The sequence below is a fragment of the Algiphilus sp. genome (assembly GCF_023145115.1).
Classification (GTDB): Bacteria; Pseudomonadota; Gammaproteobacteria; order Nevskiales; family Nevskiaceae; genus Algiphilus.
This window is the reverse complement of sequence record NZ_JAGLEJ010000014.1, coordinates 1-21,192: the sequence shown is the minus strand read 5'-3', so window position 1 is coordinate 21,192 and position 21,192 is coordinate 1. Positions and strand designations below refer to the sequence as shown.

Below are 21,192 nucleotides of genomic sequence, written 5' to 3'. Positions count from 1 at the left end.
ACACCAGGACCAAAGGGAATCTGTGGAAATCCGTGGTTCTATCGCGGTTCGCCGCCACCACCGCCCGCCGGGTGCAGATGGCACGCCACCAGGTGCACCGGCTGTCCCGGCGCTGCGGCATTGACCAGCGGCGGGGTCTCCGTGCGGCAGCGATCGAAGGCCTCCGGGCAGCGCGGATGGAACGGGCACCCCGGTGGCGGCGCCGTGGCGGAGGGCACGTCGCCCGGCAGCACGATGCGGCTGCGCCTGGTTTCCGGGTCCGGCACCGGCACCGCCGACAGCAGTGCGCACGTGTAGGGGTGACGCGGCGCCGCGAACAGCGTCGCGGTGTCGGTCTGCTCGACGATGCGCCCGAGATACATCACCGCCACCCGATCCGCGATGTTGCGCACCACGGCGAGATCGTGCGAGATGAACAGGAAGCTGATGCCGAAGTCGGTCTGGATGCCGCGCAGCAGATTGAGGATCTGCGCCTGCACCGATACGTCCAGCGCCGAAACGGCCTCGTCCGCGACGATGAAGCTCGGCGACAGCGCCAGCGCACGGGCGATGCCGACGCGCTGGCGCTGGCCGCCGGAGAATTCGTGCGGATAGCGCGCGGCCATGGCCGGGCGCAGGCCGACGATGTCGAGCAGCTCGGCCACGCGCTGCCGGCGTGCGGCCCGGTCGCCGCGCGCATGCACGCGCAGCGGTTCCTCGAGGATCTGACCGATCGAGCGTCGCGGATTGAGCGACGCGTAGGGGTCCTGGAAGACGATCTGCATCTCGCCGCGGCGCGCGCGCAGCGCGCGCCGGCCGATGCCGGTCACCGGTCGGCCGTCGAGCAGCACTTCGCCGGCAGTGGGCTCCTGCAGCCGCAGGATGGCGCGGCCCAGCGTCGACTTGCCGCAGCCGGACTCGCCGACCAGCGCCATCGTGCTGGCGCGCGCGATGTCCAGATCGACGCCGTCGACCGCGCGCACCGGCGGCCGGTACGGCCACCGTGAGCCACCGAACCACTTCGTGAGACCGCGGACGCTGAGCAGGCTCATGCCGGCATCGGGTGCAGACAGGCCACCCGCGCATTGCCGTGCCGGGTCAGCGGGGGCGGCGCGGTGCGGCAGTCCTCCTGCACATTGGGGCAGCGGTCGGCGAAGGCGCAGCCCGGCGGCAGCGCGTGCAGCTCCGGCACGCGGCCGGGGATCGTGGGCAGTGCCTCGCCCACCCCGCCGGTGACGCGCGGGAGGCAGGCCAGCAGGCCCGCCGTGTAGGGGTGGCGGGGCGCGGCGAAGAGATCGCGCACCGGCGCTTCCTCGACCACGCGGCCGCAGTACATGACGTGGACCCGGTCGCAGGTCTCCGCGACCACGCCCATGTCGTGCGTGATCAGCAGCATCGCCACGCCCTCGGCGCGCACCAGGCCGGTGATCAGTTCCAGCACCTGCGCCTGGATGGTGACGTCCAGCGCGGTAGTGGGCTCGTCGGCGATCAGCAGGCGCGGCCGGCAGGACAGCGCCATCGCGATCATCACGCGCTGGCGCATGCCGCCGGAGAGCTGGTGGGGGTAGGCCTTCAGCTTGCCCTGCGGGTCCGGGATTCCGACCCGCCCCAGCCAGTCGGCGGCGCGCGCATCGGCGGCACGACGCGACAGGCGCTCGTGCCGGCGCAGCACGTCGCGCATCTGGCTGCCGATGGTGAACACCGGATTGAGCGCGGTCATCGGCTCCTGGAAGATCATCGCCATGCCGGGCCCGCGCAGCGGCCGCCACTGGCGCGCGGACAGCCCCAGCACGTCGCGCCCGTCGAAGCGCACGCTGCCGCCCGCGATGCGCGCCGGCGGCGTCGGCAGCAGTCCCATGACGGCCGAGGCGGTGACGCTCTTGCCGCAACCGGACTCGCCCACCACGCCCACGATCTCGCCGGGCGCCACCTGCAGGTCGACGCCGTGCAGCGCCTGCACCTCGCCATCGTCGGTCCGGAAGCGGATATCGAGGCCGTCGACCGCGAGCAGGCTCATTCGGCCACCTTCCGCGGGTCGAGCGCGTCCTGCAGCGCGTCGGAGAAGAAGTTGAAGGCCATCACCAGCACGAACATCGCAGCCGACGCGGCGATGAAGTTGTTGAAGAAGCCGGCGGTCACCTCGTTGGTGGACTGCGAGATCATCAACCCCCACGACACCCCGTCCTGGACGCCCAGCCCGAGGAAGGACAGGATCACCTCGGCCTTGATGGCGGTGACGAAGACGATGGTGCCCTGCACCAGCAGGATGTGCATGGTGTTGGGCACCACATGACGGAAGATGATGGCGGGCTGCGACACGCCCACCGCCCTCGCCGCCTCGACGAACTCCATCGCGCGCAGCTTGATGACCTCGCCGCGCACGTAGCGGCCGGTAGTGGTCCAGAACGTCGAGATCATCGCCAGGTGCATGGCGAGCGCGTGCCCCTGCATGGCATAGGCCACCGCGACCACGAACAGGAAGAACGGGATGGCGTCGAGCGTGCCCTTCAGCCACAGGATCACCTCGTCCAGCCACGAGCCCGCGAAGTAGCCCGCCAGCGCACCGAACAGCGCGCCCAGCAGCACCGAGCTCGCCGCCACCACCAGGCCGATCTCGAAGGCGACGCGCGTCGAGTAGACGGTGCGCGCGAAGATGTCCTGGCCGTTGCGAGTGGTGCCGAACCAGTGCTCGCCGGAAGCGGGCGCGAAGCTGTCCGCCCCGAGCGCGGCCCAATCCTGCCCCGCCAGTCCCAGCCACACCGCGCAGGCCACGGCCAGATAGGCCAGCACCACGATCAGCGCCGCCATCCCCGCGCGATCGCGCAGCAGCCGCTGCGCGGCGCGCCCCCACAGACCGCCGCCGGACGCGGTCATCGCAGCGCCACCCGCGGATCGACCGCGCGATAGAGCAGGTCGTTGGCGATCAGCACCAGCACGAACAGCAGCGCGGTGGCGCCGACCACGGCCTTGAGCACCGGCTGATCGCCGGTGGTCACGGCGTCGAACGCGAGCTTGCCGACACCGGGAATGCCGAAATAGCTCTCGATCAGCAGGCTGCCGGCGATGACGATCGACGGAATCGAGAACATCACGCGCGTGATGATCGGAATCAGGCTGTTCTTGAGCACGTACTTCCACAGGATGGCACCGGCGCCGGCGCCGAACGCGCGCGCGGTGCGGATGTGGTCGCGGCCGATCTCCTCGACGAAGACCGCCCGGTAGAAGCGCGTGTTGTAGCCCAGCGACACGAAGACGATGGCCAGCGTCGGCACCGTCACGTAGTACAGGTAGCGACCGGGGCTGCTCATGTCCCAGCCGCGGATCGGGAAGAAATTGAGCCCGTAGCGCGACGAGAACAGGATCTGGAACGCGATGATGATGATGATGAAGCTGATGCTCATCCCGATCACCGAGAAGGCCATGATGCCGCGGTCGATCCAGCCGCCGCGGAACCACGCCGCCGCCAGCGCCAGCGCGATGCCCAGCAGATTGCCGATGACGAAGCCCGGCAGCGTCAGCGCCAGCGAGATCGGCACCGCATCGGCCAGCAGGCTGCGCACCGACTGGCCGGTGGACATGGAGTCGCCGAAGTCCAGCGTCAGCATCTCCCACAGGTAGTCGGCGTAGCGTGCCCAGAACGGCTGATCGAGGCCCAGTTGTGCCCGCACCTGCGCGATCTGCTCGGCAGTCGGATTCTTGCCGAGCAGCTCGTAGGTCATGTCCGGCCCGAAGTAGACCATCAGCAGGAAGCTGATGAAGGTCACGCCCAGGATCAACGGGACGCCGGTGGCGATCCGCTGCAGCAGGAAGACCAGAAAGGTCATGCGCGGATCAGGGCTCGACGACGTCCACGAAGCGCATCCAGAAGCCGCCGAGGATCTGCCGGTCCGGCAGCGCGCGCACCTTCTTGTGCCACAGCGTCACCCGCGAGCGGGTCAGCCCGATGATGCCGACGCAGTCCTCGATCAGCATGCGGTTCATGCGGTGGTAGATGGCGGTGCGCTCGGGGCCGGGCTGCATGGTCGAGGCCTGCTCGAACAGCCGGTTGTACTCCGGGTTGTCGTAGTTCGACGCATTGCTGCCCGGCGCACCGTTCGGACCGTAGAACAGCTGCAGCACGTTCTCGGCGTCAGGATAGTCCAGGCCCCAGCCGTAGCCCATGATCGACAGCTCCGAGCTGCGCAGCGCGCGGTTGTAGTCACCGAAGGTGGCGTAGGTCTGGGCCTTGATCCTGTCGCCCGGAATGCCGGCCGCCTCCATGTAGCCGCGGAATTCCTCGTACATCTCGCGCGCCAGGACCGACGACACCAGTCCGTAGTCGAGCTCGGGCAGGTTCTCGGCCGTCCACCCGGCTTCCTCGAGCCGCGCGCGGGCGCGCTCGACGTCCTGGGTCACGGACGCGCGCGACAGATCCTCGTCGAACTCCTCGAGGATGGGCGGAATGACCCCGGGGAAGACGATGCCCAGATCCGAATAGAAGCGCTCGTTCCGGGTCTGCCAGTCGAAGGCATCGCGCATCGCGCAGCGCAGGGCGCGGTTGCGTTCCTCGCGCTCGGGGTCCTCGTGGTAGCCGATGGCCGGGTCGTCCATGTTGAACACGCTGAACACCAGCCCGGCCTCGGGACCGGTATCCATGCGATAGCGCTCGGCGTACTCCGGCTTGAGCGTGACCGGGTCCTTGGAGGCGAGCACGGCATCGGTCTGCTCCACCGGCAGGCCCGACAGCATGATCTCGCGGCCGGAGGTGAACGACGCCCAGCGCGCCGCCGACTCCTGGATGAAATCGATCTCCAGGCGGTCGACGAAGGGCGGCACCTTCCCGTCCAGGTGCTCGATACCGAGATCGCCGTGCTCGGCCTCGTCGTAGCCCTCGAAGGCGAGGTCCAGGGACTCCTCGCGGAAGTTCGGATTGGGCGCGAAGCGCACCTGCGTGCGCGAGTAGTGCGTCAGCTCCCATGGCCCCGATCCCACCGCGCGCGTGCCGAGGTCGCGCCCGTGGGCGGCCACCGCCTCGTGCGGCACCAGCGCCGAGAACCCCATCGCCAGCGTGTGCACGAACTGCGGGAAGGGCTTGGTGAGCTCGACGCGCACGGTGAAGTCGTCCAGGGCGCGCAGCCCCGGAACCGCCTCGTCGTAGTCGGCACCGGCCTCGGCCCACTCGGCCATGCCCTTGATCTTGCCTTCCCAGAGCCAGCGTCCCTGCGAGATGTTCTCGGGATCGAAGTGGCGCTTGATCGAGTAGACGAAATCGTGCGCCGTGACCCGGCGCCCCTTGCCGTCCTCGAAGACCTCGCTGTCGATGTAGCGGCCGGTTTCCTTGAGCGGGATGGTGTAGACCAGCCCGTCCTCCGAGATCTCGGGCATGGCCGCCGCCAGGTTCGGCGTCAGCTCGTAGGGACGCGCGAGGTACTTGTAGCGGTAGAGCGTGTCGTAGGCGTTGACCACGACCTCGTTGGCATAGACCGTCGCCGCCTGCAGCGGATCGAGATTGGTCGGCACGCCATCCTCGGAATGGCGATAGACCTTCTCCTCGGGCCCTGCATCACCGCCGCCACCACAGGCACTCAGCCCCAGACACAACCCCAGCAGCACCCCGAACGGGCGCGCGTGCATTCGCCACTTCATAACCAGACGATTCCGTAGCCGAAGGCCGCCGCGGCGGCAATGCCGCAAGGCTAGCAAGGATCGCGCGCGGCGCGCGCCCGGCATCACGGAATGCGCAACACCTGACCGACGCGCAGCACGTCGTCGTCGAGATCGTTGACGTTGCGCAGCCGCCCGGAGTCCGTGCTGTAGCGCTGCGCCAGCTCGCTCAGCGTATCGCCGCGTTCCACCCGGTGCCGCCGCGGCTCCGCCGATGCCTGCGTCGGGCCGCTGCCATCGACATAGCGCAGCGGACGATAGTTCGTGAAGTAGCCGCGCACCCCGTTGAAGATCGACTGCGCAATGCGCCGCTGGAAGGCATCCGTGCCGAGCTTGCGCTCCTCGCCGGGATTGGTGATGAAGGCCGTCTCCACCAGCATAGACGGGATGTCGGGCGCCTTGAGCACCATGAAGCCGGCCCGCTGGACCTCGCCGCGCTGGAGCTGGTTGAGCTTGCCGATCGACTCGAGCACGCGCTTGCCCGCATCGACGCTGGCCTCGATGGCGGCTGACTGCGAGATATCCAGGAGCACGTGCGCCAGCGTGTCCTCCTTGGACGCCAGATCCACGCCGCCGACCAGATCGGCCGCGTTCTCGCGCTGCGCCAGCCAGCGCGCCTGCTCCGAGCTGGCGCCGCTCGGCGACAGCGTGTAGACGGCGCTGCCGCGGACGCGGGAATCGGTGAAGGCGTTGGCGTGCAGCGACACGAAGAGATCGGCCTCGGCCTCGCGCGCCGCCGAGACGCGCTCGCGCAGCCCGAGGTAGTAGTCGCCCTTGCGGATCATGACCGCGCGGAAGCCCGGCTCGTCATCGACCATGTCGGCCAGCTTGCGCGCGATCGCGAGCACCACATCCTTCTCGCGCAGACCGCTCGGGCCGCTCGCGCCCGGATCCTCGCCGCCGTGACCGGCGTCGATGGCGATGACGATGTCCTTCTGCTCCAGCCGCGATGCCGGTGCCGCCGGATCGGGCCCCTCCGGTGCCGGATTCGCGGCCGCCGTCTGCGTCGCCGGGGCGCTGCCGCTGCGCGACGACTCCAGGTCCACCACGACCCGGTGCCCGTAGTCGGCCTGCGGGGCAAGCGCGAAGCTGCTCGCCTTGGCGCTGCGCGCGAGGTCGAGCACCACGCGCAGCCGGCCGTCCGGCTGGCGCGCGCTGCGCACGCTGCGCACCACGCCCTCGGCGGCGAGCTCGGGCGAGGCAACGCGGCTTTCCTGCACGCCGCGCAGATCGATGACCACGCGCTCGGGATTGTCCAGCGTGAACAGCGTGTGCTCCGACGCGCCGCTGAGATCGAAGACCACCCGGGTGTTCTGGGGTCCGTCCCACACGCGGATATCGCGCAGCTCGCTGGCGGTTGCCTGCGCGCACAGTAACGCGCCGACTGCCAGCGGCAGCCAGCGAGCAAACCAACGGCGGGAACGCGCGAACTGGCTCATTGACGGGACCCGGGTTACTCCCCGTCCAGAACGCTACGCCGACTGGCCAGCGATTGCAAGCCTAAATCGCTTTCCAAACAGCGACTAACGCAGCTTTACTCAGGCATTGAATGCAGTATCGCGTCTAGCAGGCCGTTTTCCGGTGCGCGCAGCACCGCTTCGCGTCCACTGCCACTCGTGCCCAGCGCCACCATCAGATCGGCCGGCGGCAGCGCGTCGGCGGCGCGCTCGGGCCATTCCACCAGCCACAGCGCATCGGACGGCGGGGTGTCGCGCAGGCCCAGCATCGCCAGCTCATCCGGCCCGCCCAGTCGGTAGCAATCCATGTGCAGCACCGCGCCGGCATCGGTGCGGTACGGCTCCACGAGTGTGTAGGTCGGACTGCGCACGGCACCGGTGACGCCCAGCGCGCGCAGGAAGGCGCGTGCCAGCGTGCTCTTGCCGGCACCGAGGTCGCCCTGCAGCCAGATCACCCCGGCCAGCGGCCGCGTCCAGACGGCCGCGATGGCGCCTCCCAGTGCCTGCGTCGCGGCCTCGTCGCCGAGATGGCGGCGCTGCGTCGCCTCGCCGGCGGTGTCGCTCAACCCGGCTGCCCCGCCGGATTCACCACCGCGCGCAGCTGCGCGATGAGGTCCGACGGCACCATGCCGCGCTCGCCGTTCTCCGCGGCGAGATCGCCGGCGTGCGCGTGCGCCAGCACCGCGGCGCGCGCGGCGGTGGCCGGCGCCATGCCCTGGGCCATGCAAGCCGCAACCACGCCGGTGAGCACATCGCCGCTGCCGCCACTGGCCATGCCGGGATTGCCGGCGGTGCACAGCCAGGGTGTGCCGTCCTCGCCACTGACCAGCGACCCGGCGCCCTTGAGCACCACGGCGGCGCCGTATCGATCCTCCAGTGCCCGCAGCGCAGCCGGGCGGTCGGCCTCGACGGCTGCGGTTCCGATACCGAGCAGACGGCCGGCCTCGCCCGGATGTGGCGTGATCGCCGCCCGCGTCAGCGGGCGCGGTGCCTCGGCCAGCAGGTTGAGCGCGTCGGCGTCGAGCACCAGCGGCAGACCATGGTCGAGCAACGCGGCGAACAGCGTGCGCGACCACGCCTCCGTACCGAGGCCCGGCCCGAGTGCCACCACGGACGCGCGCGCCAGCAGCGGCGCGAGATCGTCGCCGCCCGCTACGCTCCGCACCATCAGCTCGGGCTGCGCGGCGCACAGTGCGGCAGCGTGTTCGCCATGCGTCGCGACGCTGACCAGTCCGCTGCCCGCGCGCAGTGCCGCACGGCCTGCCAGCAGCGCGGCACCGGCCATCCCCGGCGCGCCGCCGACCACCAGCACATGCCCGTGGCGATTCTTGTGCGCATCGCGCGGGCGCCGGCCGAACAGGGCGCCCAGCTGGCGTGCATCCAGGCGCCGTGCGCGCGGCTGCATGCCTTCGTAGACCGCCCCGGGCACGCCCAGCGCCGCGCAGTGGACAACACCGGCGGCGGCGGCGCCGCCGCCGGTGTGCAGGCCCGGCTTGTCACCGATGAAGGTGACCGTCATGTCGGCGACCACCGCATCACCCGGCGCCCGCCCGGTGTCGGCGTCGCGCCCGGAGGGCACATCCACCGCCAGCACCCGGGCGCCTTCGGCACGCGCGCGGTTGATGACGGCGATGGCATCGGCGGCCGCGCCCTCGGGCGCCCGTGACAGGCCGGTTCCGAAGATGGCGTCGACCACCCACACCGTTTCGTCGTAGGCATTGGGGTCGGGCGCGCGCGCCGGCGCCTCGATGGCTGCCGCGCAGTCATCCGAGACCGTGCCGCGCGTCAGCCAGGCCGCACGCGCGGTGGCGGCGTCGCCGCGCCGCTCGCCGCCCAGCTCGCGCACCTCGACCGCGACCCCGTCGGCCGCTGCCAGACAGGCGATCTCGTAGCCGTCGCCGCCGTTGTTGCCACTGCCGCAGAACACCACCAGTCGATCCGGCAGGCCCCAGGCACGACGCGCGATCTGCCAGGCCGACGCGGCCGCGCGCTGCATGAGGGTGTAGCCGGGGATGCCGTGGTCCTCGATGGCGCGACGGTCGAGCTCGCGCACATCGGCAGCGGCGTAGAATTGCAGCCATGGTTCGCTCATCGCGCCGAGTATAGGAAACGCTGCCGCTGCGCTGCGCTCGGCCCCAACCGCCCGCGGGGTCCGCCATGCGACCGACCGTCCGCCAACACCGCCATCGATGCGCGCCGACGCCCGACCGCCCGCCCCATGACCGCTAGCGCACTACCCCGGGAACTGCGCGATCTGCCGGGCCGACTGCGCGACTGGGCCGCCGCGGAAGGCTTCAGCGACGCCGCCGTGGCGCGCCCCGACCTCGACGCCGACCACGAGCACCTGCGCGACTGGCTGGACGCCGGCCACCACGGTGACATGCGATGGATGGCGGACACCGCATCGCTGCGTGCAGACCCCGAGGCGCTGCGGCAGGGCACGCGCAGCGTCATCTGCGTGCGCATGGACTACGGGCTGGACACCGAAGCGGCCTGGCCGGTGCTCAATGACGGCAGCCGCGGCTACGTCTCGCGCTACGCCCTGGGTCGCGACTATCACAAGGTCATGCGCAAGCGGCTGGCGCGGCTTGCCGACCGTATCGCGGCAGTGCTCGGCCCGCACGGCTACCGCGTCTTCGCCGACAGCGCACCGGTGCTGGAGAAGGCGCTGGCGCGCAATGCGGCGCTGGGCTGGATCGGCAAGCACACGCTGCTGCTGAACCGTGAGGCCGGCTCCGGCTTCTTCCTCGGCGAGATCTACACCGACCTCGCGCTGCCGCCCACCGAGGCACGGCCGGGCGCCTACTGCGGCAGCTGCCGCGCCTGCATCGACGTCTGCCCCACCGGCGCCATCGTCGCGCCCTACCAGCTCGATGCGCGCCGCTGCATCTCGTACCTCACCATCGAGCATCGCGGCAGCATCCCCGAAGCGCTGCGCCCGGCCATCGGCAACCGCATCTTCGGCTGCGACGACTGCCAGCTGGTCTGCCCCTGGAACCGCTACGCGCAGGAAGCCGCGGTGCCCGACTTCGCGCCGCGCCACGGGCTGGACAGCGCCGCGCTGACCGAGCTCTTCGCCTGGGACGAGGCCACCTGGTCGGCCAACACCGAGGGCATGGCGCTGCGCCGTGCCGGCTATCGGGGCTGGCTGCGCAACATCGCCGTGGCGCTGGGCAATGCGCCCACCGGGTCGGCCGTCATCGCGGCACTGCAGTCACGCGCCGACCACGAGGACACCGTCGTGCGCGAGCACGTCCGCTGGGCGCTTGCCCGGCATGACGCGGTCGCCGGCTAGCCGACGCATCAGGCGCGCCCGGATCCGTCGTCATCGCCGGCATCGCCGCGACGACGCGCGATGGTGCCGTCGTCCTCGCCCTGAAGGAAGCGCCGGCCGTGGATCAGCAGGCACAGCGCGACACCGACCGGAAACGCCCACGCCGCACCCTTGGTGACCAGCACGCCGGCAACCACGCCGGCGATGCCGAGATCGCGCTGGCTGCGCGCCTCCATGATCCCGATGCGGACGCTGACATAGCCCTGGATCAGCAGCGTCAACGCCAGCGCCACCGCCAGCACCGGCTCCACGAGACTGACGATGGGCAGCAGCAGCAGGCCGGTATTGGTGCCCCAGCGGAACGAGCCCGAGCCCCCGAAGATGGAATCCATCGCCGCCCTGCCCTGCTTGTAACGCTCGATAACCACGACGTGCATGGCCGACCACAGCGGCCCGCACATGGTGACGTCGGGTCCGAACACGCTCATGCCGAGATTGCGGCCACCGAAGAGCAGATGGGCACGGTCGGGGTCGTAGTCGATCTTTTCGTCGGAGCGCACCCCGTCGGCCTCGTCGAGCAGGGCCTTGCTCTGCAGCACGTCCCCGAACAGCACGATGTAGGCCGCCGCCACCGTGGGCAGCGCCGTGACGAACATCATCGCCGACGGCAAGCCGACGCCGAAGACGGTGTACTCGGCCCACATCAGCGCGAAGTCGGGCTGGCTGAAGCCCCAGCGGATGTCCGGCCACGGCGCCTCACCGAACAGCGGCGCGATCACCACCGCCAGCGCGATGATCGGGAAGATGCCGAGCGTGCCGATCAGGCCCCAGACTCCGCCGCGCGTCTTCAGAGCCGCGAAGTGACCGGAGAACAGCAGATAGAACGCCAACCCGATCGCGATGCTGATGGTGAACGGGAACTGCTCGAAGCGGCCGCCGCTCTCGAAGACCACCACCACCGCGGCCACGCCCGCCCCCATGATGATCCCCGCCTTGAGTGCCGGCGGCACCAGCCGTACCACGCGTGCGGCCCAGCCGAATCGGCCCAGCACGATGGCGAAGAGCCCGAGCATCATCTGGAAGGCGATCAGCGCGTGCACCCGCGCCTCGCCTTCCGGGAACTGCTCCACGTAGGCCATGAGCAGCGGAATCGCGGGCGTGATCCATCCCGGCACCACCGGGTCGCCGAGCAGATGGTGCGTCAGGTAGAGCAGCCCGTTGAGGATGACGATGGCGAGCGCCGCCTCGAAGGGCATGCCCAGCAGCTCGGCCATGAGCGGAATGGCGGCAAGGTCCACCGCGCACATCAGCAGGCCCTGCAGGAAGTCGGGCAGCTCGAAGCGGTAGTGGACGAAGGGCAGCCGCAGCTTGAAGGGCCCGAACGGAAGGTACGGGCTCTCGGCGCCATCCGGGCGCTGTCTCCAGGCAGACATGGCGGCTCCCCCGGGTCGTCGTCGGTTGGATCACGGTCCTGCGATGGCGTGACAGCGGCAGCGGCGCCGCTCACTCGCCGTCGGGCCAGTGTGCCACCGCCCCGAACGCGTCGATGCGTCGGGTGGTGGCATCACCACGCCGCGGTTGCAGGCGCGTCCCCGGACGCGCCCCCGCTCAGGCGGTCTGCGCGGCCTCGCTGCGCTGCGCGGCCAGCGCGCCGGAAAGCGCGCCCAGGCACAGGTCGACGTGGGCGTCGTCGGCGCACTGCCCCATCAGGCCGATGCGCCAGACCTTGCCGGCGAGATCGCCCAGGCCGGCGCCGATTTCCAGGTTGTGCGCGTTGAGCAGGGTCGCGCGCACGGCGGCCTCGTCGATGTCGTCCGGGACGATGACGCTGTTGAGCTGCGGCAGGCGCTCGGCCTCCGGGACCAGCAACTCCAGGCCCAGATCGGCGAGACCGGCGACCAGGCGCTGGTGCGCGTCGACGTGGCGCTGCCAGCTCTGCTCGAGGCCGATCTCGTGCAGCATCAGCAGGCCCTCGTGCAGGCCGTAGAGCGCGTTGATGGGCGCGGTGTGGTGGTAGGCACGCTTGGTGCCGCCCTGCCAGTAGCCCATCACCAGGCGCAGGTCCATGAACCAGCTCTGCACCTCGGTCCAGCGCTCCTGCACGCGCGCCACGGCGCGCGGCGAGAAGGTCACCGGCGCCAGTCCCGGCGGGCAGGACAGGCACTTCTGGGTGCCGGAATAGACCGCGTCGAGCCCCCAGCCGTCGACTTCGAGCGGAATGCCGCCCAGCGAGGTGACGGTGTCGACGATGGTCAGCATGTCGTGCTGCTGAGCGAGGCGGGCGAGCGTCTCGGCGTCCGAGCGCGCGCCGGTGGAGGTCTCGGCATGCACGAAGGCGAGCACGCGCGCCTCGGGATGCTCGGCGATGGCGCGCTCGACGGCGGCGATCTCCACCGCGCGACCCCAGGGGCTGTGCACCATGACGACCGTGGCGCCGGCGCGCTCGGCCATCTGCTTCATGCGACCGCCGAAGACGCCATTGGCGCAGACGATGATGGTGTCGCCGGGCTCCAGCAGGTTGACGAAGCACGCCTCCATCGCCACCGAACCGGGGCCGGAGACCGGGAAGGTCAGCGCGTTGTCGGTGCGGAAGGTCTTGCGCAGCAGGTCGCAGATCTCGTCCATCAGCCCGACGAAGGCGGGATCGAGATGGCCAATGGTGGGACGCGCCATGGCGTCCAGCACGCGCTGGTGGACATCGGACGGGCCGGGGCCCATGAGCGTGCGGCGGGGCGGATCGAAACGGGTCATGTGCAGGCCGGGCGCCTTTTCAGCGCGCGGCGCGTCGTGGCGAAGCGAATGAGGCGCGCGAGTATAGACAAGCGGCCGCGCTTTCACATCCCGCCGGTCGGCTCCGGAGACCCGTCCGCCGTGGCCGCGAGATTGTCGCGGACGGCCTTCAGGTCGGGGTCCCGCTCGAGCGCGGCGCGCCAGGCCGCACGCGCGGCCGTCACGTCGCCGCGTGCGTGCAGCGCGTTGCCGCGCGCGGCGTGTGCCAGCGCCGCTTCCGGCCATCGCGCGACCGCGGCATCGTAGGCGGCGAGCGCCAGATCGAGCTGCCCGGCGCTTTCCGCCGGGGCGGCGGCAGTCAGCCAGCCGCGGAGGTCGGCGAACGCCGGGATCCGCTCCGGCGGCGCCGCGACGAAGGCCCAGCGTCCGGCCAGCGACCAGCTGCGCATGAAGTCCCCGGCCGGCTCGTGGCGGCGTCGCTCGCGACCCGACCGCAGGATCACGGTCTCCGCGTCCGGGCGCAGCGCCACCACCACCGCGTAGTGCCAGACCGGGGTCCACGGCGTGCCAAGGTTCTGCAGCACCAGCACCGGATCGCCGCCGGCCAGCGCGTCGGCGATGGCCTGCATGTTGCCCGCCAGCCGCACCGGCACGCGGCCGTGGTGGCGGGCCGTGGCCAGCATCTCGGCCTGCAGGCTGCCGCCGCGCTCGGGCAGGAACAGGCGATCGGACAGCGCTTCCGGCCCCGCCCCGCGCACGCCGCTGTCCTCCAGCACGGTGGCGAGCGCCGCAGGGCCGCACTGCAGCGCGGTCTGCGGGTGGAAGGGCGTGCCCACCAGCTCGACCGGCGCGCGGTCGATGACGCTGCCCAGCGGCGGTGCGCCGCCCAGGCAACCGGTCAGCCCGAGCGCCGCGGCGACCACCGCCGCGGCGCCACGAACGGACACGCTAGATCGACTTGAAGATATCGGTCACGCCGGCGGCCTCGAGGATCAGCAGCACGACGAAGACGATGCCCACGACCGCGAGCACGTCGCCGCCGGCCGGCGCCGACTCGATGTTGCCGGCCAGCTTCTGCACCTCGGCGTCCGAGAGCGTCGCGACGCGCTCGGCGGCCATGTCGGGATCGACACCCATGGCGGCCATCTGCGCGCGCACATCGTCGCGCGCCAGCTGCGCCTGGACGGTGGCACGCGCATCGGCGGCGGGCGCATCGCCGGCCAGCATGGCCTCGGTGCCGGTGACGCTGCCGGCGGCGGCCGCCGCCGCGACACCCTGGAAGCAGAAGACCAGCGCGAGGAACGGCACGACCGCGGTTCGAAGCAGGCGTTGCATGATTCTTCTCCCTAAACGTTTCGATATGCCACGACAGGCTAGCGCGCCTGCTTGAGCGCCAGCTGAACCAGCGCAGCGGTGTCCGGGTCCATGGATCCCGCCTCGTCCGCCCCGCCCTGCAGCAGCGCGTCCACGTCCCTGGCCAGGCGCTTGCCCAGCTCGACACCCCACTGATCGAAGGCATTGATGCCCCAGAGCACGCTCTGCACGTAGGTGCGGTGTTCGTAGGCCGCCAGCAGGGCGCCCAGGTGATGCGCGTCCAGCCGCGCCAGCAGCAGCGTGGCGGACGGCCGGTTGCCGGAGAAGACTCGATGCGGCGCCGCGGCGCGCGCCTCCGCCTCGGTCATGCCGCCGGCCTGCAGCTCGGCCTCGACGGTGGCGACATCGCGCCCGCGCATCAGGGCCGCCGACTGCGCGAAGCAGTTGGCCAGCAACAGGCGCTGCTGCTCGGCGTCGTCGTGGTCGGCGCGGAGCACGGCGATGAAATCGACCGGATGCGCCACCGGCCCCTGGTGCAGCATCTGGAAGAAGGCGTGCTGGGCGTTGGTGCCGACGTCGCCCCACAGCGCCGGCGTGGTGGCGCCCGATACCGGCCGGCCGTCGCGCGTCACGGCCTTGCCGTTGGACTCCATCTCCAGCTGCTGCAGCCAGCCGACGAAGTGCACCAGCCGCTGCGCATACGGCACGACCACCTGGCTCTCGCCGCCGAGCAGGTTGCGGTTCCAGACCCCGACCAGTCCCATCAGCACCGGCAGGTTCTCGGCCGGCGGCGCGTCGCGGAAGTGCGCGTCCATGGCGCGGGCGCCGGCCATCAGCGCCTCGAAACCGGCGCGCCCGATCGCCAGCGCGATGGGCAGCCCCACCGCCGACCACAGCGAGTACCGCCCGCCGACCCAGTCCCAGAACCCGAAGACCCGGTCGGGGTCGACCCCGAATGCACCGGCGCCGTCCACATTGGTCGATACCGCCGCGAACTGCGCCGATACCGCCGCCTCGCCCAGCGCGTCGACCAGCCAGCGGCGCGTCGAGCGCGCATTGGCCATGGTCTCCTGGGTGGTGAAGGTCTTGGAGGTCACGATGACCAGGGTGCGCGCCGGATCGCAGCGCGCCAGCACCGCCTCGCGCTCGGCGGCATCGACATTGGCGATGAAGTGCGTACGCGGTCCGTCCGCGCGCGCGGCCATGGCTGCGCAGACCATGCGCGGCCCCAGATCGGACCCGCCGATACCGATGTTGACGACGTCGGTGAAGGCGCCGCCATCGGCAGCCGCGATGCGGCCGTCGCGCACTGCCTCGGCGAAGTCGAGGAAGCGCTCGCGGGTCGCGACCACCTCGCCGTCCACGATTTCGCCGCGCGCGCGCCATGCCTCCCCGGCCGGCGCGCGCAGCGCCATGTGCAGGGCCGCCCGGTTCTCGGTGTTGTTCACCGCCTCGCCCGCGAACAGCGCGGCGATGCGCCCCTCCAGCCCCACGCCGGATGCAAAGTCCAGCAGCGCGCGCATGGCGGCGTCGTCGAGCCGCTGCTTGGCGTAACTGTAGGTGATGCCGGCGGCGTGCAGGCGATAGCGTTCGGCACGGCCGGTGTCATCGGCGAAGAGATCGAGCAGCGAGCGGGCCGCGAGGGCATCGCGCGCTGCACGCAGCGCGTCGTCGCGTTCGGGAACGGGCGGCATGGTGGCTTCCGGCGGGGTCACCGGGCCAGTGTAGCCGCAGCCGCGCCCGCTATTCCCAGACGAAGTTGAAGCTGAAGCTGATGCGCTCGTCCTCGACCGGATTGGGCGGCACCTCGTGGCGCAGCCAGCTCTCGAACAGGTAGAGCCGGCCCTCGCGCGCCGGCAGCAGCACGTGCGGGCGCATGGCCTCCGGGGCGTCGGCGCGGCGCGGGGGCGCGGCCATGAAGGACGCCAGCCGCGGATCCTCGAAGCGCAGACCCGAGGTGCCGCGCGGCGCCTCGGCGTAGTAGGTGCCACTGATCACGGCGAGCGGATGCAGATGGCCGGGGTGACCGCAGCCCTCGCCCATGATGCTGACCCAGCAGTCGCTCATCACCAGCGAGCGGCCGCGCAGATCCCAGTGCAGCGACTCGGCGAAGCGCAGCGCGTGCCGGGTCAGGTAGCGCTCCAGCCGCATGACCGAGGGCGCCATGCGCTGCAACTGGTCGAGCGAGCCGTAGCTGGTGTAGCCGCCGGGATAGCGCTCGGCCGACCAAGCCTGGCCGGCTTCATCACCGGCCTCGATCTGGCGCGCCTCGGCGGCCAGATCGCGGTTCAGCGCGCGCATGCCGCGCGCGCCGAGCGCCGCGTCGTAGATCAGCGTCGGGAACAGCGCGCGGGGTTCGCCGCCCGCCGGCCCCGGCCGCGTCAAGCGGCCTGGACGGGGATGGTGTTGGCGGTACGCACGACGCGGTTAGCCTCGTCGAGGTAGAGCAGGCGCGGCTTGAAGTTGCGCGCGCTGCCCGCCTCCATCTGGCCGAAGGCGCAGATGATGACGCGATCACCGACCCGCGCCTTGTGCGCGGCGGCGCCGTTGATCGATATCACGCGCGAGCCGGGCTCGGCCCGGATGGCGTAGGTCGTGAAACGCTCGCCATTGGCGATGTCGTAGATATCGATCTGTTCGAATTCGAGAATGCCAGCGGCGTCGAGCAGCTCGCCGTCAATGGCGCAGGAACCGTCGTAGTCAAGCTCGGCATGCGTAACGCAGGCCTTGTGGAGCTTGGCCTTGAGAAGGGTCAATTGCATGGCGTCGGAGTTCGGGAAATCGGAAAGGGGTGGCCCACCAAGACATGCACCCTGAGCTTTCCGCGCAACGTTTCTCGATACGGGTGGCCCACTAAGACATGCACCCACGCGACGGGCCCCGCTTCGGGGGCCAAGAGGCGGGCGAAAGTGTAGCTATCCGGACGGCGCGCAGCAACCTTGGTGTCACACAACCACCCGGATATTGTCGATGAGGCGGGTGCTGCCGAGCCGCGCCGCGGCGGCGATCACCACCTCGCCGGGCAGCTGCGGCGGACCCAGCGCCGGATCGAGGACGCGCAGATACACCGGCTGGAAGCCCGCGGTGCGCAGCGCCGCCATGCCGCGCGCCTCCAGCGCGGCCGGATCGCGCTCGCCGGCCCGCAGCGCTGCGGCCGCCTCGCGCAGGGTTGCGTACAGCGCCGGCGCCCGTTCGCGCTGCGCGGCATCCAGATACTGGTTGCGCGATGACAGCGCCAGCCCATCGCTGTCGCGCGCGATCGGATGCCCGTGCACCGCGACCGGCATGTGCAGGTCGCGCACCATGCGGCGGATGATCTGCAGCTGCTGGTAGTCCTTCTCGCCGAACACCGCGACGTCGGGCTCCACGAGGTGGAACAGCAGCGAGACCACGGTGGTCACGCCGTCGAAGTGTCCGGGCCGATCCTCGCCGCAGAGCAGGTTGCCGAGATCGGGCACGCAGACCTGCGTGATGTGACGGCCGTGCGGGTAGAGCGTGGCCTCGCCGGGCGCGAACACGGCCGCGCAGCCGGCGCCGGACAGCGCCGCGACGTCGTCCTCGAAGGTGCGCGGGTAGCGATCGAAATCCTCGCCGGGCCCGAACTGCAGCGGATTGACGAAGATGCTGGCGATGATGATGTCGGCATGCGCACGCGCCGTGTCGAGCAGCGCCAGATGACCGGCATGGAGATTCCCCATGGTGGGAACCAGGGCCACGCGCAGGCCGGCGTCGCGCTGCCGGCCGCGCCAGGCGCGAAGGGCGTCGATGCGCTCGAGGATCTCCAACGCGCCTGCCTAGAAGCAGTGCTCGGCGGCGGGGTAGGCCCCGCTCTTGACCGCCTCGACATACGCCCGGAAGGCGCTCTCGATGTCGGGCTGGCCGTCCATGAAGTTGCGCACGAAGCGCGGCGGGCGGCCGCTGCGCGCCTGCGGCGATACCCCCAGCATGTCGTGCATGACGAGGATCTGACCGTCGACATCGCCGCCCGCCCCGATGCCGATGACCGGCACGCCGGCGGCTTCGGTGATGCTCGCGCCCAGCGCCGCCGGCACGCATTCGAGTAGCAGCATGTCGGCGCCGGCGTCCTCCAGCACGCGCGCGTCGCGGCGCATGGCGTCGGCGGAGGCGGCCTCGCGCCCCTGCACCCGGAAGCGCCCCATCTTGTGGATGAGCTGGGGCTGCAGGCCGAGATGCGCGCACACCGGCACGCCCCGCTCGCTCAGGAATTCGACGATCCGCGCCTGCTCGCGACCGCCCTCGAGCTTGACCATGGCGGCACCGCCTTCCTGCATCAGGCGCTGCGCGGCGTCGAGCGCACGCGAGCGAGTGGCGTAGGACAGGAAGGGCATGTCCGCGACCAGGAAGGCGCGCGACAGCGCCGGCGCGACGTAGCGCGAGTGATAGGCGATGTCGTCGAGCGTCACGGCAGTGGTGGCGCCGCGCCCCTGGATCACCATGCCCAGCGAGTCGCCGACCAGCACCAGATCGACTCCGGCCGCATCCATGACCGACGCGAAGCTGGCGTCGTAGGCGGTCAGGCAGGCGATGCGCTGCTTCTCGGCGCTCATGGCGCGCAGCACGGACAGGTTCACGGGCGACTGGGCGTTCACGGCATCGGGCTCCGCTGGCGTCGGGCGCTCATGGTAATGCACCCCACAGCGCCAGACCGTCGCGCCCGCAGCGGTCCGCCAGCGCCGCCACCGGACCGTGCCCGGGGATAACGAGATCGGGTGCGATCTCGGCCAGCGGCACCAGCACGAAGTTACGCTCGCTCACGCCCGGATGCGGCACGCGCAGGCCCGGCTCGTCGAAGACGCCATCGCCGTAGACCAGAACGTCGAGATCGAGCTCCCGCGGCAGCCAGCGGGCGTCGGTCCGCCGGCGCCCCGCCGCGTGCTCGATGCGGTGACACGCGGCCAGCAGCGCATGGGCGGACAGCGCCGTGCTCAGCAGGCAGACGGCATTGCAGTAGTCGGGCTGCGGCGGTCCCATGGCGGCGCTCCGGTAGAGCGCCGAGCGCGCGGTCAGGCGGGTATCGGGCAGCTGCGCCAGCGCGTCGAGCGCGGCGCCGACCTGTGCCGCCGGATCGCCGATGTTGGCGCCGATCGCGACCGCCGCGCGCACCGGCGGATGCGCCGCGTCGGTCACTGCTCGCTGTCGCCGGCCCCGTTGCCGCCACCGCTGCGGCGCCGCCTGCGACGGCGCCGGCGCGGCGGGCCGGCGGCATCGGCCGGCGCCGGGGGCGGCGCATCCTGCGACGACTGCGCCTCGGTCCACCACTGCGCGATCTCGGGATCGGCCTCGCCGGCCTGCGCGCGCAGGCAGTAGAAATCGTAGGCCGCACGGAAGCGCGGATGCCCCATCAGCCGCTCTGCGCGCTTACCGCGGCGGAACGCGAAGCGCCCCTGCATCATCCAGATCTCGCGCGCCGGCGCCGAGAAGCGCTTGGGAATCGCCACGCGCTCGACCTGCTCGCCGAGCACGCGGTCGGCCGCCGTGCCCAGCGCGACCGCCGGCGGCATGTCCTCCTCCGCCTCGTGCCGGGCCGCGAGCCGGCTCACGACCGGCCACAGGAGCGTCGCGAACAGGAATGCCGGCGTCACCGGCTGATCGTTGGCGATGCGACGCGCGGTGTTGGCCAGCGCCGCATCGATGAGCGGGCGCACGCCGGGCTCGTCGATGCAGGCATGCAGGCCGGGGAACAGCTCGGCGAGCAGACCGGTCTCGACCAGGCCCTGGAAGTTGGCCACCGCATCCCGGCACTGCAGCAGCTTGAGCACCTCGTCGAACAGCCGCGCCGGCGGCACTTCGCAGAGCAGCGACGCCAGCCGCGGAATGGGCTCGCGCGTCTCGGGCGTCATGTGGAACTGGAGCTTGTTGGCAATGCGCACGGCGCGCAGCATGCGCACCGGATCCTCGCGGTAGCGCAGCTCGGCATCACCGATCAGCCGGATGGCCCGCGCCTGCATGTCCTGGATGCCCCCGACGTAGTCCAGCAGGCTGTAGTCCGCGATGTCGTAGTAGAGACCGTTGACCGTGAAGTCGCGCCGCAGCGCGTCGGCACAGATGTCGGACCCGTAGACGTTGTCGGACAGGATGCGCCCGGTCTCGTCGCGTTCGTGCGAATCGGTCAGCGCGCCCCGGAAGGTGGTCACCTCGATGACCTCGCGCCCGAAGCGCACGTGCGCGATGACGAAGCGGCGCCCCACCAGCCGGCAGCTGCGGAACAGCTCGCGCACCTGCTCGGGGTGCGCGTCGGTGGCCACATCGAAGTCCTTGGGTTCGATGCCCGCCAGGATGTCGCGCACGCCGCCGCCCACGAGATAGGCCGAGTAGCCCGCCTCGTTGAGGGTGTAGAGCACTTTCAGCGCCGCGGGGGAAATGAGCTTGCGCGAAACCGGGTGGTGTTCGCGCGCGATACGTGCTGCCTCGCTGATGGTGACCCTTCCTCGAAATGGTGGCGGTCGTGTTGTATGGCGCCGAGTACTTGGCGGCGGCCGACCGAATGCCGCATAATGTGCCCATTGTAGGTCAAAGACCTCCGCTCCCATCGTCTAGCGGCCTAGGACGTCGCCCTCTCACGGCGAAAACCGGGGTTCGAGTCCCCGTGGGAGCGCCAAGCGATCATCGATACGGGACCCTCGCGGTCCCGTTTTCGTTTGCGCCGCCCGAAGCGGGCTGCTCCCCTGCCCCGATCACGCCGCGCGCGCCGTCACGCACCCCGCCCGAAACGAAGAAGCCCCGCACGAGGCGGGGCTTCGGTGTACCGCTTTGGCGTCCCCAAGGGGATTCGAA

Annotated in this window: 20 protein-coding genes and 1 tRNA gene; 2 read left to right on the top strand and 19 right to left on the bottom strand. The window is 71.0% G+C overall.

The window, feature by feature from the left end; genetic code table 11:
• Nucleotides 1-38 precede the first annotated feature (38 nt).
• The 8 genes from KAH28_RS04525 to KAH28_RS04490 all read right to left on the bottom strand — a co-directional run bounded on the left by KAH28_RS04525 (nt 39) and on the right by KAH28_RS04490 (nt 9,171).
• Complete coding sequence (locus tag KAH28_RS04525; RefSeq protein ID WP_290574669.1) at nt 39-1,031, bottom strand: oligopeptide/dipeptide ABC transporter ATP-binding protein; 993 nt, start codon at nt 1,029-1,031, stop codon at nt 39-41.
• Nucleotides 1,028-1,996, bottom strand: a complete 969-nt coding sequence (locus KAH28_RS04520) for an ABC transporter ATP-binding protein (RefSeq protein ID WP_290574667.1) — start codon at nt 1,994-1,996, stop codon at nt 1,028-1,030. Before KAH28_RS04520 ends, KAH28_RS04525 begins: the two co-directional genes overlap by 4 nt.
• Nucleotides 1,993-2,853, bottom strand: coding sequence for an ABC transporter permease (locus KAH28_RS04515; protein WP_290574665.1), 861 nt, complete (start codon nt 2,851-2,853; stop codon nt 1,993-1,995). The genes KAH28_RS04520 and KAH28_RS04515 overlap by 4 nt, the downstream gene beginning before the upstream one ends.
• A complete protein-coding gene (locus KAH28_RS04510; RefSeq protein ID WP_290574663.1) occupies nt 2,850-3,803 on the bottom strand; it encodes an ABC transporter permease in 954 nt (317 codons plus the stop codon). The genes KAH28_RS04515 and KAH28_RS04510 overlap by 4 nt, the downstream gene beginning before the upstream one ends.
• A 7-nt stretch (nt 3,804-3,810) precedes the next feature.
• The gene (locus KAH28_RS04505; protein WP_290574661.1) at nt 3,811-5,592 is read right to left on the bottom strand and encodes an ABC transporter substrate-binding protein; all 1,782 of its coding nucleotides are present in this window, start codon (nt 5,590-5,592) and stop codon (nt 3,811-3,813) included.
• Nucleotides 5,593-5,687: 95 nt separating this feature from the next.
• Entirely contained in the window at nt 5,688-7,061 is a 1,374-nt protein-coding gene (locus tag KAH28_RS04500) for an N-acetylmuramoyl-L-alanine amidase (RefSeq protein WP_290574659.1), read from the bottom strand.
• A gap of 95 nt (nt 7,062-7,156) precedes the next feature.
• Nucleotides 7,157-7,645, bottom strand: a complete 489-nt coding sequence (gene tsaE, locus KAH28_RS04495; RefSeq protein WP_290574657.1) for a tRNA (adenosine(37)-N6)-threonylcarbamoyltransferase complex ATPase subunit type 1 TsaE — start codon at nt 7,643-7,645, stop codon at nt 7,157-7,159.
• Complete coding sequence (locus KAH28_RS04490; RefSeq protein WP_290574655.1) at nt 7,642-9,171, bottom strand: NAD(P)H-hydrate dehydratase; 1,530 nt, start codon at nt 9,169-9,171, stop codon at nt 7,642-7,644. Before KAH28_RS04490 ends, tsaE begins: the two co-directional genes overlap by 4 nt.
• A 126-nt stretch (nt 9,172-9,297) precedes the next feature.
• On the opposite strand from KAH28_RS04490, the gene queG reads away from it, so the two are divergent.
• Nucleotides 9,298-10,374, top strand: a complete 1,077-nt coding sequence (gene queG, locus KAH28_RS04485; RefSeq protein WP_290574654.1) for a tRNA epoxyqueuosine(34) reductase QueG — start codon at nt 9,298-9,300, stop codon at nt 10,372-10,374.
• Nucleotides 10,375-10,382: 8 nt separating this feature from the next.
• On the opposite strand, the gene KAH28_RS04480 is transcribed toward queG, so the two are convergent.
• The 11 genes from KAH28_RS04480 to pcnB form a co-directional block, all read right to left on the bottom strand.
• Entirely contained in the window at nt 10,383-11,786 is a 1,404-nt protein-coding gene (locus tag KAH28_RS04480; RefSeq protein WP_290574652.1) for a hypothetical protein, read from the bottom strand.
• Nucleotides 11,787-11,961: 175 nt separating this feature from the next.
• Nucleotides 11,962-13,104, bottom strand: coding sequence for an alanine--glyoxylate aminotransferase family protein (locus tag KAH28_RS04475; protein WP_290574651.1), 1,143 nt, complete (start codon nt 13,102-13,104; stop codon nt 11,962-11,964).
• Nucleotides 13,105-13,187: 83 nt separating this feature from the next.
• Entirely contained in the window at nt 13,188-14,030 is an 843-nt protein-coding gene (locus KAH28_RS04470) for a PA2778 family cysteine peptidase (RefSeq protein ID WP_290574650.1), read from the bottom strand.
• A 1-nt stretch (nt 14,031) separates the two neighbouring features.
• Nucleotides 14,032-14,418: a PA2779 family protein gene (locus KAH28_RS04465; RefSeq protein WP_290574648.1), complete on the bottom strand. Its 387-nt coding sequence runs from the start codon at nt 14,416-14,418 to the stop codon at nt 14,032-14,034.
• A 38-nt stretch (nt 14,419-14,456) separates the two neighbouring features.
• Nucleotides 14,457-16,091 carry a glucose-6-phosphate isomerase gene (pgi, locus tag KAH28_RS04460; protein WP_290574646.1) on the bottom strand — a complete coding sequence of 545 codons (1,635 nt, stop codon included), beginning with the start codon at nt 16,089-16,091 and terminating at the stop codon, nt 14,457-14,459.
• Between the two features lie 49 nt (nt 16,092-16,140).
• Entirely contained in the window at nt 16,141-16,782 is a 642-nt protein-coding gene (locus tag KAH28_RS04455) for a TIGR02466 family protein (RefSeq protein WP_290574644.1), read from the bottom strand.
• On the bottom strand, nt 16,779-17,159 hold the full coding sequence (gene panD / locus KAH28_RS04450) for an aspartate 1-decarboxylase (RefSeq protein ID WP_290574642.1): 381 nt from the start codon (nt 17,157-17,159) through the stop codon (nt 16,779-16,781). Before panD ends, KAH28_RS04455 begins: the two co-directional genes overlap by 4 nt.
• Nucleotides 17,160-17,342: 183 nt before the next feature.
• Nucleotides 17,343-18,182 (bottom strand): pantoate--beta-alanine ligase, encoded by an 840-nt coding sequence (gene panC, locus KAH28_RS04445; RefSeq protein WP_290574640.1) that lies wholly within the window; start codon nt 18,180-18,182, stop codon nt 17,343-17,345.
• Between the two features lie 9 nt (nt 18,183-18,191).
• A complete protein-coding gene (gene panB, locus KAH28_RS04440; protein WP_290574639.1) occupies nt 18,192-19,007 on the bottom strand; it encodes a 3-methyl-2-oxobutanoate hydroxymethyltransferase in 816 nt (271 codons plus the stop codon).
• Between the two features lie 28 nt (nt 19,008-19,035).
• On the bottom strand, nt 19,036-19,545 hold the full coding sequence (folK, locus tag KAH28_RS04435; protein ID WP_290574638.1) for a 2-amino-4-hydroxy-6-hydroxymethyldihydropteridine diphosphokinase: 510 nt from the start codon (nt 19,543-19,545) through the stop codon (nt 19,036-19,038).
• A complete protein-coding gene (gene pcnB / locus KAH28_RS04430) occupies nt 19,542-20,816 on the bottom strand; it encodes a polynucleotide adenylyltransferase PcnB (protein WP_290574920.1) in 1,275 nt (424 codons plus the stop codon). The genes folK and pcnB overlap by 4 nt, the downstream gene beginning before the upstream one ends.
• 124 nt (nt 20,817-20,940) lie before the next feature.
• Between pcnB and KAH28_RS04425 the strand changes: the two genes are divergently transcribed.
• A tRNA-Glu gene (locus KAH28_RS04425) sits at nt 20,941-21,016 on the top strand.
• The last annotated feature ends 176 nt before the right edge of the window (nt 21,017-21,192 follow it).

Excerpts from the sequence above, each read along its gene's own strand:
- KAH28_RS04525 (WP_290574669.1), bottom strand. The coding sequence starts at position 1,031 with ATGAGCCTGCTCAGCGTCCGCGGTCTCACGAAGTGGTTCGGTGGCTCA.
- KAH28_RS04520 (WP_290574667.1), bottom strand. The coding sequence starts at position 1,996 with ATGAGCCTGCTCGCGGTCGACGGCCTCGATATCCGCTTCCGGACCGAC.
- KAH28_RS04515 (WP_290574665.1), bottom strand. The coding sequence starts at position 2,853 with ATGACCGCGTCCGGCGGCGGTCTGTGGGGGCGCGCCGCGCAGCGGCTG.
- KAH28_RS04510 (WP_290574663.1), bottom strand. The coding sequence starts at position 3,803 with ATGACCTTTCTGGTCTTCCTGCTGCAGCGGATCGCCACCGGCGTCCCG.
- KAH28_RS04505 (WP_290574661.1), bottom strand. The coding sequence starts at position 5,592 with ATGCACGCGCGCCCGTTCGGGGTGCTGCTGGGGTTGTGTCTGGGGCTG.
- KAH28_RS04500 (WP_290574659.1), bottom strand. The coding sequence starts at position 7,061 with ATGAGCCAGTTCGCGCGTTCCCGCCGTTGGTTTGCTCGCTGGCTGCCG.
- KAH28_RS04490 (WP_290574655.1), bottom strand. The coding sequence starts at position 9,171 with ATGAGCGAACCATGGCTGCAATTCTACGCCGCTGCCGATGTGCGCGAG.
- queG (WP_290574654.1), top strand. The coding sequence starts at position 9,298 with ATGACCGCTAGCGCACTACCCCGGGAACTGCGCGATCTGCCGGGCCGA.
- KAH28_RS04480 (WP_290574652.1), bottom strand. The coding sequence starts at position 11,786 with ATGTCTGCCTGGAGACAGCGCCCGGATGGCGCCGAGAGCCCGTACCTT.
- KAH28_RS04475 (WP_290574651.1), bottom strand. The coding sequence starts at position 13,104 with ATGACCCGTTTCGATCCGCCCCGCCGCACGCTCATGGGCCCCGGCCCG.
- KAH28_RS04465 (WP_290574648.1), bottom strand. The coding sequence starts at position 14,418 with ATGCAACGCCTGCTTCGAACCGCGGTCGTGCCGTTCCTCGCGCTGGTC.
- pgi (WP_290574646.1), bottom strand. The coding sequence starts at position 16,091 with ATGCCGCCCGTTCCCGAACGCGACGACGCGCTGCGTGCAGCGCGCGAT.
- panD (WP_290574642.1), bottom strand. The coding sequence starts at position 17,159 with ATGCAATTGACCCTTCTCAAGGCCAAGCTCCACAAGGCCTGCGTTACG.